This is a genomic window from Streptomyces sp. NBC_01410 (genome assembly GCF_045040195.1).
Lineage (GTDB): Bacteria > Actinomycetota > Actinomycetes > Streptomycetales > Streptomycetaceae > Streptomyces.
The window spans coordinates 3,068,371-3,082,403 of the sequence record NZ_CP109530.1 but is presented as its reverse complement, the minus strand read 5'-3'; the positions used below and the strand labels follow the sequence as shown (position 1 = coordinate 3,082,403).

Below are 14,033 nucleotides of genomic sequence, written 5' to 3'. Positions count from 1 at the left end.
GATTAGAGCCTGCATTGAGGCGCTTGTCCGTCACACGCGCCGGCTGCCCCCCTTCCACTCTTCCATGATCCGGACAACGTTCTGCGCGGCTCGTCCGTCGCCGTAGGGAGTGCCCGGGTCGGCCGTCGGAACGGCGCGGGTGACCGTGGCGGCCCACTCGTCGGCGGAGAGCTCGTGCGGGTCGGGAACCAAGACGTTCCAACCGGTGTCGACGGTTTCGACCCACTCGGTCTCGGGACGGATCGTGGTCGTGATCCGCTCCAGGAGGAAGGCCTCCTTCTGCAGGCCGCCGGAGTCGGTGACCACACCGGTCGAGGCCAGCACCGCGGCGACCAGACCCGCGTACGGCAGCGGACGGCCGACGTGCACCGAACCCTGCGCGAGCTCGATCCCGTGCTGCTCGGCACGCGCGACCAGGCGCGGGTGCGCGAGAAGCGCCACCGGCACCGGGAGCTTGGCCATGGCGCCGATGATCGCGGCCAGGCGCTCGGGGTCGTCGGTGTTGTCGGGCCGGTGCAGGGTCGCCAGCAGGAACGGCTTCGAGGGGTCGATGCCCTCGGGCAGCGCGGGCGCGGCGTGCTCGCCGGCGAGCACCGCGTCGCGGATGCGCAGGCAGATGTCGACCATCACGTCACCGGCCAGCACGGCGCGGTCCTTGAGGCCCTCGTCGGCGAGGTGGCGCATGGCCTCCTCGGTCGGGGCCAGCAGGACGTCGGCGCAGTGGTCGGTCAGTACGCGGTTGTGCTCCTCGGGCATGCGCCGGTTGAAGGAGCGCAGACCGGCCTCCAGGTGCGCGACCGGCAGGTGCATCTTCACCGCCGAGAGCGCACCGGCGATCGTCGAGTTGGTGTCGCCGTAGACGAGGACCCAGTCGGGCTGCTCGCGCTCCAGCACCGGGTCGAGCGCGGTGAGCACCGAACCGGTCTGGACGCCGTGGCTGCCGGAGCCGACACCGAGGTGGACATCCGGGTCGGGGATGCCGAGACCGTCGAAGAAGACGTCGGAGAGGTCGGCGTCGTAGTGCTGCCCGGTGTGCACGATGACGTGCTCGTGGTCGGTCTCGGCGAACGCGGCCGCGATGGGGGCGAGCTTCACCAATTGCGGACGGGCACCGACGATGCTGATGACTTTCACTGAACACTCTTCTTCTGGGTCAGGTCACTGGCGGGGCGTGCCACGGTCTCATACTGCGGGCCGACACCCCGCGCGATCGCGCCACCGCCGAGGCGGCCGGACCGGCCCGGCGAAGCGCGCGCTCCCAGGGGTGCTCCACGCAATGGTAGGCAATGGCCGAGGTGAGCGGACCGGCGGCCGGGGCTTCGCGCGGGGGCGCGCGTCCTCGATAACGATTTCGTGAACCCGGCACGGGAGTGAGGGCCGACCGCGGCCCGGTCGGTGCCGCGAACCTGTCGTACTATCGTCGCGCAAGTTTTGCGGGGCGGTCACGCGAAAGACGATGGTGAGCCATGGCGGTCTGGTCCGGACGGAAATCTGCGCGCGGCTCGGACGAGCCGCCGAGCCGAAAGGCCGCGCCGATACCCACCGTGGACACGTCGTCGGCCCCCACCACCGGCTGGCTGGTGCGCGGCAAGGACGGCAGGCTCACAGCGTACGCACCGGGCTCGGACGGCGTGCTGCGCTGGACCGAGACCCGGCCCGGTGGCCCCCAGTGGACCGGGCCCGAAGTGATCCCCGGACGCGGCGTGCTGCCGTACCTGTCCATCGCCCAGGGCGCCGACGGCTATGTCCACCTGGTGAGTCTGCGCCGCAGCCGCCTCGCGGACGGCCGGACCGGCACCGATGTGGTGTACGCCGTGCAGTACCAGTCCGGTCTTGCCGTACGCGACTGGTATCCGCTCGCCTCCCCGTACCCGAACGACCCCGATCTCGCCGGCCAGATCGGACTCCCGTCGGCCGTGATCGACGCCGAGGGCTCGCTGCATGTGTTCGTACGCAACGCGGGCGGCGGCGTCTGCGGACGCGCCCAGGTGCCTTCCGGCAAGTGGAACAAGTGGGCCGACCTCAAGGGCAGCGGCGGCGTCGGTACGGTCTCCGCCTCGCTGACTCCGGACGGCCTGATGGAGCTGCTCGTCCCGACCGCGGACCACATCATGCGCTGGGAGCAGGAGACGCCGGGCGTCAAGTTCCAGCGTGCCGACGACATCCCCGCCAAGGCCGCGGCCGACTCGCTCAGCTCGGAGCGCACCGGCGGCAACCGGCTCACGCACTTCTGGCACGACGCCGGGGACAACACGGTCCGCGCCTGGCGCCCGACCTCCGACGCGGCCCCGCTCGGCAACGGTGCGGGCACCGGACCTGTCGCGCTGCTGCGTACCCCGGTCGACGGTCACGACTGCACGATCCTCGCCCACCGCGATGCCGCCACCGGCCGCCCGGCGCTGGCCGCGTATCCCACGGAGGACGAGTCCTCGGGTGTCAGCTGGACTCTTACGGGTGAGCCCTGCGTGGGCGCTCCGGCGCTCGCGATCGACGCGAGGGGCCGGGTCGTGATGGCGGCGTTCGGTACGGACGGCACGCTGCGGGTCACGCGCCAGAAGGACGAGTCCGGCCTGGCGATGGAGGCCTGGAGCCGGGCCTGACCGAAGACAGGTATGCGAAACCCCCCGGACCCGGTCCGGGGGGTTTCGTCTGGCGTGGCGGAGCCGTCGCGCGTCAGACCGCCTGCTCGGCGAGGACGCCGTCCTTCTCCACGTACACCGTGCCGGACTGCGGGCACTCCCAGACGCCCGCCTCGCCCTCGCGCTCCACGAGACGGACACCGGCCCGGCCGACCCAGCCGATCTGCCGGGCGGGCACGCCCACGACAAGCGCGAAGTCCGGTACGTCCTTGGTGACGACCGCGCCCGCGGCGACCATGCTCCAGCGTCCGATCCGCACCGGCGCGACACACACCGAGCGCGCGCCGAGCGATGCGCCCTCGGCGACCTTGACGCCCACGGCCTCCCAGTCGCCGCCGCGCTTCTGCTTGCCGTCGGGGTCGACGGAGCGCGGGTTGTGGTCGTTGGTGAGCACCACGGCCGGGCCGACGAAGACACCGTCGCCGAGCTCGGCGGGCTCGTACACCAGGGCGTAGTTCTGCAGCTTGACGTTGTCGCCGATCTGCACGCCGGTGCCGACGTAGGCGCCGCGGCCGACGACACAGCCCTCGCCGAGTTTGGCGCCCTCGCGGATCTGGGCGAGCTCCCAGACGCTGCTCCCGGCGCCGATGACGGCGGTCTCGTCGACCTGGGCGGTGGGCTGGACCCTGTAGTTCACTGTTCTGCCTTCCGGTGCGCTGCTTCGCCCGGCGAGCATACGGCCCGCCGTCCTTTCATGGCTGGGTGCGTGCCTTTCATGGCCGCTGGGCCCGCGCCTTCCTGAGCTGGAGCGCCAGGTACAGCGCGGCCGCCGTCGGGACGATCGTGCGGTACCAGCTCACGTCCGGGGACCACCAGGCGTACGCCGCCGCGGGGACGAGGACCGTCAGGCCCACCATGCGCAGCACCCACCAGCGCCGCGGGCGGGGGACCGGCAGGTCCGGGGTGCCCAGGTCCGTCGACATGGTGTCGCGGATGCCCTTGAACACCCCGCGCTTGGCCAGGAGTTGGGCCCCGGGCATGCCGTCCAGGATCTCGTCGCGCTCGCCGAAGCCGTCCGGGAGCGGGGGCAGTCCGAGCGCGGCCACCAGCTCCGACTGCCGCCGGGCCGGGCTGTCGGTACCGCGCAGCAGCGAGACCAGCGGGCGCGGGTCCACCGCGGTGAACACGGCGGCGAGGGCCTGCGCGGTGGCGGTGGCCTGCGCGTGGTCGGTGACCGGGGCCGCCGGGTCCCACAGATGGGAGGCGCGCGCCCTGCCCTTGTGGAACAGCGTGAAGCCGCAGCGGTCGGCGGTGCGGCGCAGCACCAGGGCGGGCCATTTCTCGCCGGTGGTGAAGTTGTCCGCTGCCGCCGTCAGCATCTCCTCCCCGGCGAGGAGGCTCGCGCGTCTGCCGGGGGACGCGTCGGGGACGAGTTCGACGTAGCTCATCCCCGTCGCGGACGGGGCGGGAGCGATACGGAGCGAGATACCGCACATCAGCGCCGCCTCGGCGACCTGGTGGAGGCGGGCCGCCGCTATCGCCAGGGAGCGCGGCGCCGGGACGGCCAGTACGGGAGCGGTGGGCCGGGCGTGCCCCGGCGGGCGGCCGAAGAACGGGGTCTGGGAGGCGACCTGCATCCGTACGCCGAGCCGGAACTCCAGGAACTCCTTGCGGCTGTCACCCACGTACGCCCACGGGAATTCGCGGGCGTGCACGCCGATCGCCCGGAAGACCTCCAGGGCATCGCTCCAGCGCTCGGCGAAGATCAGCATCAGAGCCAGGTGGTTGCGGAAACCGGCGGCTTCGGGGTCGCCCGGCTCGTACCAGCCCGACAGCTCCAGGGCCCGGGTCACGGCGGCCTCGACCCGGGCGCGGTCGATCGGGCCGTCCTCGGTGGAGTCGTCGGACACCACCTCGTACTCGACGGCGGCCAGCAGCGGAAGCGCGTGCAGTTTCGAGCCGGGCAGCGCCCCTTCGGCGGCCCGCTCGGCGAAGGCGAACATCTCCTCGTGCGAGCCGTACCACTTGTCGCACAAGTACTGCAGGGCCGTGGCATGACAGCCGTAGTGGTGCGGCGCGCGGGCGACGGCCTCCGCCCAGTACGCGTCGAACACATCGCGGGGCGCCTGGATGCCGCGGGCGTGGGTGAGCGCGATCTCCCACGGCACCGGGTCGGTGGGGTTCAGCTCGGCCGCGGCGGCGATGACCGGAACAGCGTCCTCCAGGAGCGCGAAGAAGGCCCGGAACTGGTCCTGGGACACATGCCGGGCGCGGTGGCCGGTCCGTATCTCCCAGGCCTGCTGGATGCACAGATCCGCCTTCACCAGCACCGCGTCGGGGTCATCGGGCGACTTCGCCAGCCAGTCCTCCAGCCAGCCCGGGCTGTGCAGCGCGCACTCGGCGAGCTCCGAGACGCACACACTGCGCCGCTCCCACTGGGCGCCCAGCCGGGTCTCGGCGAGCAGTTCGCCGGCGGGTGCGGCATCGCCGCTCGCGGCCGCGGCGAGCGCGGCACGCAGGGCGGTGTCGGCGACAGCACCGACGGTGACGGCCTCGTCCGGTGGCAGATCCGCGCCCACGGCCGAGCCGTGGCGGAGCATGCGAGGCATGGTGATGAGGGAGCGCAGGGACACGAGCTGATATTGAACAGGCCGCGGTGAGCCTGCACCAGAGACGGGGGCCGGAGCCCGCAGAGACGGGGGCCGGGTACCCGGTTTGACCCCCTGGGGGCGGGCCCCGTAACCTTGACCCTCGGTGTGTTTCCATGCACACCCACCCCTGAGCAACTCCCTCCCGACGGCTCTGCCCGTTCAGGAGAGGCCGCTCATCCTTCCGGATCGTCGCGGGCTTCGGCCCGTGCGAGCGGCTGGCATCAGGGGATCCGTTCCGAGCGAGAGTGAGATCCGCGTGTACGCCATCGTGCGCAGCGGTGGTCGTCAGCACAAGGTTGCTGTTGACGACATCGTTGAGGTTGACAAGATTCCCACTGCCAAGGTTGGCGACACGGTCGAGCTCTCGACCCTGCTCGTTGTCGACGGCGACGCCGTGACCAGCGACCCGTGGGTGCTGGCCGGAATCAAGGTCACGGCCGAGGTCGTGGACCACCACAAGGGCGCGAAGATCGACATCCTTCGCTACAAGAACAAGACCGGCTACCGCCGTCGCCAGGGTCACCGTCAGCAGTACACGGCGATCAAGGTCACCGGCATCCCCACGGCTGCGAAGTAAGGGACTGAGGAGACATGGCACACAAGAAGGGCGCATCGTCCACTCGGAACGGTCGCGACTCCAATGCTCAGCGGCTCGGCGTGAAGCGCTTCGGCGGTCAGGTCGTCAACGCCGGTGAGATCCTGGTCCGCCAGCGCGGCACCCACTTCCACCCGGGCAACGGCGTCGGCCGTGGCAAGGACGACACGCTGTTCGCGCTGGACGCCGGCGCGGTGGAGTTCGGCACTCGCCGTGGCCGCAAGGTAGTGAACATCGTTCCGGTCGCCTGACTCAGGCGCCCGTAGAGCGGTTTGCTTCGCGAGGGCGGACCTCGCTTCCCGTTGATCGGGAAGCGGGTCCGCCTTTCGCTTGTTACGTAAGAGACATTCCGTACTTTCTGGAGGCACACCCATGACCACCTTCGTGGACCGCGTCGAGCTGCATGTCGCCGCGGGTAACGGGGGCCACGGCTGCGCCTCCGTTCACCGGGAGAAGTTCAAGCCGCTCGGCGGCCCCGACGGCGGCAACGGCGGCCGTGGCGGCGATGTCACCCTGGTCGTCGACCAGTCGGTGACGACGCTGCTCGACTACCACCACAGCCCGCACCGCAAGGCCACCAACGGCCAGCCCGGCGCCGGCGACAACCGCTCCGGCAAGGACGGCCAGGATCTGGTCCTGCCCGTCCCCGACGGCACCGTCGTCCTCGACAAGCAGGGCAATGTGCTCGCCGACCTGGTCGGCCAGGGCACCACCTTCATCGCGGGCCAGGGCGGCCGCGGCGGTCTCGGCAACGCGGCGCTCGCCTCCGCGCGCCGCAAGGCGCCCGGCTTCGCGCTGCTCGGCGAGCCCGGCGAGGCCCGTGACGTGGTCATGGAGCTCAAGACCGTCGCCGACGTGGCCCTCGTCGGCTACCCGAGCGCGGGCAAGTCCTCGCTGATCTCCGTGCTCAGCGCGGCCAAGCCGAAGATCGCGGACTACCCCTTCACCACGCTCGTACCGAACCTCGGTGTGGTCACCGCGGGGTCGACCGTCTACACCATCGCCGACGTCCCCGGCCTGATCCCCGGCGCCAGCCAGGGCCGTGGCCTGGGCCTGGAGTTCCTGCGCCATGTCGAGCGATGCTCCGTGCTCGTGCATGTCCTGGACACCGCGACGCTGGAGTCCGACCGCGACCCGGTCTCCGACCTCGATGTGATCGAGGAGGAGCTGCGGCAGTACGGCGGTCTCGACGACCGTCCGCGCATCGTGGTCCTCAACAAGATCGACATCCCGGACGGCCAGGACCTCGCCGACATGATCCGCCCGGACCTCGAGGCGCGCGGCTACCGCGTCTTCGAGGCGTCCGCGGTGGCGCGTACCGGCCTGAAGGAGCTGTCCTTCGCCCTGGCCGAGATCATCGCCGAGGCGCGCGCGGCCAAGCCCGTGGAGGAGGCGACCCGCATCGTCATCCGCCCGAAGGCGGTCGACGACGCGGGCTTCTCGGTCGTGCAGGAGGAGGACGGCCTCTTCCGGGTGCGCGGCGAGAAGCCGGAGCGCTGGGTCCGCCAGACGGACTTCAGCAACGACGAGGCCGTGGGCTACCTGGCCGACCGCCTCAGCCGCCTCGGCGTCGAGGACCAGCTGATGAAGGCCGGTGCCCGCGCGGGCGACGGCGTGGCCATCGGCCCCGAGGACAACGCGGTCGTCTTCGACTGGGAGCCCTCGATGATGGCGGGCGCGGAGATGCTCGGCCGCCGCGGCGAGGACCACCGCCTGGAGGCCCCGCGCCCCGCGGCCCAGCGCCGCCGGGACCGCGAGGCCGAACGGGACGACGCGCAGCGGGAGTTCGACGAGTTCGACCCCTTCTAGGGAACGTGCCGGACGGCTGAGCCGGGTCGGCGGACGGAGTCCGGCGCAGCCGTCCGAAGCCCGTGAGGCCGCTTGCGGCCGAGCGGCGCGAGGGCGGCGTTGAAGATCGGTCCGCGAGGCGGAACGGGACGACGCGCAGCGGGAGTTCGACGAGTTCGACCCCTTCTAGGGGTTCGTTCCGAGGACTCGGCCCCGATCGCCGGACGGGCTTGGAGAACAAGCCCGTCCGATTCGCTCCATTGCGTGAAGCGGCGCAACCTCTCGCCCCCAATGACCGTCTTGTACGGGGGGTGTGGCGTATCGCCCCGGCACACGGAACGGAGCGTCGATGAAGATTTCTTTCCTCATCCACACGATCTACGGCATCGGCGGGACCATCCGGACCACGCTGAACCTCGCCGAGGAACTCGCCGACCGGCATGAGGTGGAAATCGTCTCGGTCTTCCGGCACCGCGACGACCCGATCTTCGCCATCGACCCGCGCGTGAACGTCGTACCCCTCGTCGACACCCGCCCCGCCTCCCCGTCCAACGAGACGAAGCACCCGCTCCAGCTGGAGCCCGCAGCGTGCCTGCCCCGGTCCGAGGCGCGGTACAAGGAGTACAGCAGGCTCACCGACGAGCGGGTGCAGGCCCACTACGCGGGCTCCGACGCGGATGTGGTCATCGGAACCCGGCCCGGACTCGTCGCGTACGTCGCGCAGTTCGGCCCGGAGGGCGCCGTGCTCATCGGGCAGGAGCACATGACGCACAACCATCACAAGCCCGAGCTGCGCGCCGAGATGTACGACCACCTCGCACGGCTCGACGCCTTTGTGACGGTCTCCGAGGGCGACGCCGCCTCCTACCGCGCGCAGATGCCGCTGCCGGACACCCGCGTGCTCGCCATCCCCAACAGTGTGCCCGAGCCGATGGTCGCGCCGTCCGACACCTCGGGGACGACCGTGGTCGCGGCGGGACGCCTGGCCACGGAGAAGCAGTACCAGGTGCTCATCGAGGCCTTCGGCAAGGTCGTCGCCGCCCGGCCCGAGTGGACGCTGCGGATCTGCGGCTGGGGCAACCAGAAGGACCGGCTCCGCCGGAAGATCGACGAGCTCGGCCTCTACAACAGCGTCCATCTCATGGGTCCCCGCTCGCCCATCGAGCCGGAGTGGGTCAAGGGCGCGATCGCCGTTTCCACTTCACGGCACGAATCCTTCGGCATGACGCTCGTGGAGGCCATGCGCTGCGGTCTGCCGGTTGTCAGCACGGACTGCGACTACGGCCCGAGGGAGATCATCGAGGACGGGGTGGACGGGCTGCTCGTCCCGGTCGGTGACGTCGAGGCCATCGCCGATGCCCTGTTGAAGCTCATCGACGACGAGGAACTGCGCCGCCGGATGGGCGCGGCCGCGCTGCGCAACGCGCGTCGCTTCGCCCCAGGTCCGGTCGCCAAGCAGTACGAGGAGCTCTTCGCCGAGCTGGGCGCGGCCACGGCCTCGCGCGGAGGCGCGGGCCACGTAGCCAGGGCGGCGGGGGAGGGCGAGCAGTTCACACCCCTCGCGGACTGCGTGGTCGCCGATGACGGCGGGCTGACGGTCAGTCTGGTCCCCGGCGGCGGCCGCCCTGTCGGCCGGGGTGCCGGGCTGCACCTGGTGTGTACGCACCCGGACGCCGCGGTCGAGGCGCGGCGCTTCGCGTTCGACGCGGAGGGGCGGGCGAGGGTGCCCGCCGGAGCCCAGTTCCCGGAGGGCGTGTGGACCTGCCAGGTCGAGCTGCCGGACGGCGAGCGGATCGCGCTGGCGGCCCGGGCCGTCGACCAGCGCGGATCGATGCGGGCCGCGGGCCGTACGCCCGCGGGCGGCCCGGTCCGCAATCTCGTCCCGTATGTGAAGCAGGGAGTGCTCTCCCTGCGGTCCTGGATCAGGCCGGTCCACGCCGAGGTCGGTGAGATCCGGCTCACTGGGCAGAGGATCACCGTCTCCGGGCGGCTGTTCGCCCCGGGCACTCCGGCCGGCGACCCGGCTCTGCTGCTGCGCCGCCGTGGCACGGCTCACGCCGAGCTGACGTTCCCGGCGAGCCGCGAGGGGGCGGACGGCTTCCGGGCCACCGTCCCGTGTGCGGCCCCGGCGGACCGGCAGGCGAATGTGCACGACGTCTGGGACTTGTGGCTGCGCCCTGCGCCCGACGCGCAGCCGGTCAGGCTCGCGCGGGTCCTGGACGACGTGGTGGAGAAGGGTTCCCTCTTCCCGTATCCCGGCATCGACCTGCGCAAGCGGCGCCCCCTGGCGACGCTGCGCGCGGTGGCCCGCAGACTCGGCGGCAAACCGCAGGAGCTGGTGACGGTCAAGGTCTTCTACAGCGCGGCCAATGAGCTCGTACTGAACGTTGTCGACAAGCCGATCAAGTAGCCGTGCGCACTCGTGGCAACTGTGCTTTCAGTCACCCGGACCCCGCGCCGGGGCCCAGCAGTATCCCCTGTCCAGGGGGTGAACGCCCGGTTTCGAGGAGGTGTGGGGTGCTTGACCACCGCCTTGCGAGACCGTCACGGAGAGTGCGACCATCAGCCCGTCCCCCATTCGTCGCAAGGTAGGTCGGTCGTCTGTGTCTGTGCCGCACGTAGCCAAGCCCCGCACTACAGCCGTTGTGCTCGCCGGTGGTACCGGTCAGAGAGTGGGACTGGCGATCCCGAAGCAGCTGCTGAAGATTGCCGGCAAGGCCGTTATCGAGCACACACTGTCGATCTTCGAGCAGGCGGAGTCCGTCGACAACGTCATCGTACTGATGGCGCCGGGTTTCGTGCCGGATGTCGAGCGGATCATCGCCAGGGCCGGGCTCACCAAGGTGACGAAGGTGATTGAGGGCGGCGCGACCCGCAACGAGACCACCGAGCGCGCCATCGAGGCGCTCAGCGAGGGGCTCGCCGAGGGTGAGGACCACAACGTCCTCTTCCATGACGCTGTCCGTCCGCTTCTGTCACAGCGTGTGATCAAGGCGTGCGTCGACGCCCTCGACCGCTATCAGGCCGTCGATGTCGCAATTCCGTCCGCGGACACGATCATCGTGACCCGGACCCACGGCGAGGACGGCGAGTTCATCACCGACGTGCCGGACCGCTCGCGGCTGCGCCGTGGCCAGACCCCGCAGGCCTTCAAGCTCTCCACCATCCGGCGGGCCTACGAGATCGCGGCCGGCGACCCCAACTTCCAGGCGACCGACGACTGCAGCGTCGTGCTCAGGTACCTGCCCGACGTGCCGATCTATGTGGTCGCGGGCGACGAGTACAACATGAAGGTCACGCAGCCGGTCGACGTCTTCATCGCCGACAAGCTCTTCCAGCTGGCATCCAGCGCGGCTCCGCGCCAGGCCGACGCCGCCGCCTACCGCGAACTGCTGACCGGCAAGACGCTGGTGGTCTTCGGTGGTTCGTACGGCATCGGCGCCGACATCTGCGCGATCGCGAAGCAGTACGGCGCTCATGTCTACGCGCTGGGCCGCTCCACCACCGGTACGCATGTGGAGAATCCCGAGCATGTCGACGACGCCCTTTCCCGGGCGTATGCCGAGACGGGCCGCGTCGACTACGTCATCAACACGGCCGGTGTGCTGCGTATCGGCAAGCTGGCCGAGACCGACAACAGCACCATCCAGGAAGCGCTGAACGTCAACTACCTCGCGCCGGTGCAGATCGCTCGTGCCTCATACAAGTATCTGGCGGAGACGAAGGGGCAGCTGCTCCTCTACACCTCCTCCAGCTACACCCGCGGTCGCGCCGAGTACAGCCTCTATTCGTCGACCAAGGCGGCCATGGTGAATCTCACCCAGGCCCTTTCCGACGAATGGGCGGGCGACGGAATTCGCGTCAACTGCGTGAATCCCGAGCGCACGGCCACTCCCATGCGCACCAAGGCTTTCGGCACGGAACCGGAGGGCTCGCTGCTCTCTTCCGAGGCCGTGGCAAGGACCTCGCTCGACGTCCTGCTGTCCGAACTCACCGGCCATGTCATCGATGTCCGGCAGCAGGATCCGACGCGTGAGGCGAGCGAGGCATCAGACTTCGAGAAGGCCCTCGAAGCCGTCCTGGACCGCCAGGAAGATGTGTAACAATCGTTCGTTAAAGTAATTATCGGGCCTTTGTGGTCGCCCTGAGGCGAAAACCTTGAGGCGAGGACAGAGGCCCGAGTTTGTGAAGCCCCACCTTCACAAAACCCGCCAAACGTGAATCAACCGGCACCCCCCTTGGAGCAGGTTCTTCGTGATTTCGACCGCCATTCGACTCGCTCGCGTCGGCAGCCGGTCAGAGCTGGCCGCAGCGGCTCTGATGGGACTCGGCTATCCGTGCGTGATGATCGCCGCACTGATCCCGAACCTCTGGTTCTTCGCGGCTGCCGCTGCCGTGACCTACCTCGCCGACTGGTATCTGCACCAGAAGGGCAGCTACCTGGTCAACCGGCTCAACAAGGTCCGGGCCGGTCTGCCGATCCGCTTCCTGCTGCGTCAGCTGCTGCTGGTTCTGCTGCTCGCCCGTGAGGGTCTGGCGGAGACCAACTTCTTCTACGCGGCCGTCGCCGGGTTCCTGATCTTCTACGGCCTCCAGGCACCGCAGGGCGCGCTCACGACCCTGATCCGCCTGCGCCGCACGATGCCTGTCGTCACGCGCAACGTCGACCTGAACGCCGTCCGTATCCCCGACGCCCCGCCGAACGCGCTGCTGCGCCGCTCCGGCGAGAAGATGCTCCACCTCGACATCCCGGCGATGGCCGGCGTGGTGATCGCCGCGGGGACCGGCAAGCACGTCATCGGGTATGCGGGCGTCGCCGTCACCCTCGCCCTCGGAGTGCTCTACACGGCCGCCCTCGTCCCGTATCTGCGGCGCAGTCGCCGGGTGCCGGGCGCGGCCGCCGTGCTCAAGGGCGTCCAGACCTGGCTGCGCGAGTACCAGCCGACCGTCGTCCTGTACTTCTCCGGCTCCGACGAGTCCGCGTACCAGGTCAACATGTGGCTCGAGACGATGGAGCAGATCGACGGCCGGCCGCTGATCATCATGCGTGAACGCGGCATGGTGAAGAAGCTCACCGCGACCGCGGTACCGGTCATCTGCGTGCCCGGCGGCATGCATCTGATGAGCCTCGACCTGTCCTCGGTCCGCGTCGCGCTGTACCCGGCCAACGTCGGAAAGAACATCCACAATCTGCGCGTGCCGACCATGAAGCACGTCTTCATCGGACACGGCGACAGCGACAAGCTGGCCAGCGTCAACCCGTTCAGCAAGGTGTACGACGAGGTGTGGACCGCGGGCCGCGCGGGCCGCGACCGCTACGCGCTGGCCGACGTCGGCGTGCGTGACCAGGACATCGTCGAGGTGGGCCGCCCGCAGCTGGCTCCCATCACCTCATGGGCAGGCACCCCGAAGAACCCGATCCCCACGGTGCTGTACGCCCCCACCTGGGAGGGCTGGGACGACAACCCGGGCAACACCTCCCTGCTGCTGGCCGGCGAGAACATCGTCCGGCGGCTGCTGGAGGCCGAGAAGCCGGTCCGCGTCATCTACAAGCCGCACCCCTTCACCGGCATCCGCAACAAGAAGGCCCTGGCCGTCCACGAGCGCATCACCGCGATGGTGCGCGCCGCGGCCGCCGAGCGTGCCGTCGACCCCCGCTGGGCACCCGAAGCCGCCGCCACCCAGTCGGACCAGGCCGAGGCGAAGGCCGAACTGACCCGTATCCAGGCCCGGTTGACCGAGCTGTCCAAGCCCGGCCGCGCGGGCGGCGACGAGTCTGAGGAGTCGCGGGTCTCCCTCGCCGACCCGGAGCGCCAGGCCGAGATCAAGAGGCTGCGGGCCGAGTGGAACGACGCGTACTGGCGCTCCTGCGGCTGGTGGGAGCACCGGGTCGTCACGGGCTCCGAGCCCAAGCTGTACGACTGCTTCAACGAGGCCGACGGCATGGTCTCCGACATCTCCAGTGTGGTCTCGGACTTCATCGCGAGCGGCAAGCCCTACGCCGTGACCGACTCGGGCCAGCTGGGCGAGGAGGAGTTCAAGCGGCAGAACACCGCCGTACGGGCCGCGGTCATCCTCTCCAACAGCGCCGAGGAACTGAGCGAGCTGCTCGACGCGGTGGCGGATCGTTCCGGCGACAAGCTGGTGGACGCCAGGCGCGAGTTGAAGCGCTATCTGCTCGGCCCGGACGAGCCCAGCTCGATCGAGCTGTTCAACGCGGCCCTACGGCGGCTGTCGGCCAAGGCCGAGGCACGCAACGCCGGTGTGGAGCAGCGCATCGGAGGCCAGCTCATCGGCGAGCTCGACCCCGAGTCGGAGACCCCGGACGCGGAGTCCCAGGAGTCGACCCCGGTCGCACGCTGAACTGCGTGGCGCGGGGTGGGTGTGCGCTGTCCAGCCGGTGAAATGACCGCGCACCCG

Annotated in this window: 10 protein-coding genes; 7 read left to right on the top strand and 3 right to left on the bottom strand. The window is 70.2% G+C overall.

Translation table 11 applies throughout. The annotated features are described in order from the left end of the window. Positions 1-30 precede the first annotated feature (30 nt). On the bottom strand, positions 31-1,134 hold the full coding sequence (gene wecB / locus OG741_RS14160) for a non-hydrolyzing UDP-N-acetylglucosamine 2-epimerase (protein ID WP_266476415.1): 1,104 nt from the start codon (positions 1,132-1,134) through the stop codon (positions 31-33). 410 nt (positions 1,135-1,544) lie between these two features. Between wecB and OG741_RS14155 the strand changes: the two genes are divergently transcribed. Further along, positions 1,545-2,600, top strand: coding sequence for a hypothetical protein (locus OG741_RS14155; protein ID WP_405597645.1), 1,056 nt, complete (start codon positions 1,545-1,547; stop codon positions 2,598-2,600). Between the two features lie 73 nt (positions 2,601-2,673). Here the strand turns inward: OG741_RS14155 and OG741_RS14150 are convergent, their stop codons facing one another. After that, entirely contained in the window at positions 2,674-3,276 is a 603-nt protein-coding gene (locus OG741_RS14150) for an acyltransferase (protein ID WP_266476420.1), read from the bottom strand. A 76-nt stretch (positions 3,277-3,352) separates the two neighbouring features. Then, on the bottom strand, positions 3,353-5,179 hold the full coding sequence (locus OG741_RS14145) for a hypothetical protein (RefSeq protein ID WP_405597640.1): 1,827 nt from the start codon (positions 5,177-5,179) through the stop codon (positions 3,353-3,355). 307 nt (positions 5,180-5,486) lie between these two features. On the opposite strand from OG741_RS14145, the gene rplU reads away from it, so the two are divergent. From rplU to OG741_RS14115, 6 genes are all read left to right on the top strand, one after another. Beyond that, on the top strand, positions 5,487-5,807 hold the full coding sequence (gene rplU, locus OG741_RS14140; RefSeq protein ID WP_223774625.1) for a 50S ribosomal protein L21: 321 nt from the start codon (positions 5,487-5,489) through the stop codon (positions 5,805-5,807). Positions 5,808-5,821: 14 nt separating this feature from the next. After that, the gene (gene rpmA, locus OG741_RS14135; RefSeq protein ID WP_142217134.1) at positions 5,822-6,076 is read left to right on the top strand and encodes a 50S ribosomal protein L27; all 255 of its coding nucleotides are present in this window, start codon (positions 5,822-5,824) and stop codon (positions 6,074-6,076) included. 121 nt (positions 6,077-6,197) lie between these two features. Next, entirely contained in the window at positions 6,198-7,634 is a 1,437-nt protein-coding gene (gene obgE / locus OG741_RS14130; RefSeq protein WP_405597636.1) for a GTPase ObgE, read from the top strand. Between the two features lie 328 nt (positions 7,635-7,962). Then, complete coding sequence (locus OG741_RS14125) at positions 7,963-10,023, top strand: glycosyltransferase family 4 protein (protein WP_405597634.1); 2,061 nt, start codon at positions 7,963-7,965, stop codon at positions 10,021-10,023. Positions 10,024-10,216: 193 nt separating this feature from the next. After that, a complete protein-coding gene (locus tag OG741_RS14120; protein WP_266476429.1) occupies positions 10,217-11,716 on the top strand; it encodes a bifunctional cytidylyltransferase/SDR family oxidoreductase in 1,500 nt (499 codons plus the stop codon). Positions 11,717-11,867: 151 nt separating this feature from the next. Next, positions 11,868-13,976: a hypothetical protein gene (locus OG741_RS14115; RefSeq protein ID WP_405597632.1), complete on the top strand. Its 2,109-nt coding sequence runs from the start codon at positions 11,868-11,870 to the stop codon at positions 13,974-13,976. Positions 13,977-14,033 lie beyond the last annotated feature (57 nt).

What these genes read in the sequence shown, in the direction of transcription:
- obgE (WP_405597636.1), top strand. Translation starts at nt 6,198, where the DNA reads ATGACCACCTTCGTGGACCGCGTCGAGCTGCATGTCGCCGCGGGTAAC.
- rpmA (WP_142217134.1), top strand. Translation starts at nt 5,822, where the DNA reads ATGGCACACAAGAAGGGCGCATCGTCCACTCGGAACGGTCGCGACTCC.
- OG741_RS14145 (WP_405597640.1), bottom strand. Translation starts at nt 5,179, where the DNA reads ATGCTCCGCCACGGCTCGGCCGTGGGCGCGGATCTGCCACCGGACGAG.
- OG741_RS14125 (WP_405597634.1), top strand. Translation starts at nt 7,963, where the DNA reads ATGAAGATTTCTTTCCTCATCCACACGATCTACGGCATCGGCGGGACC.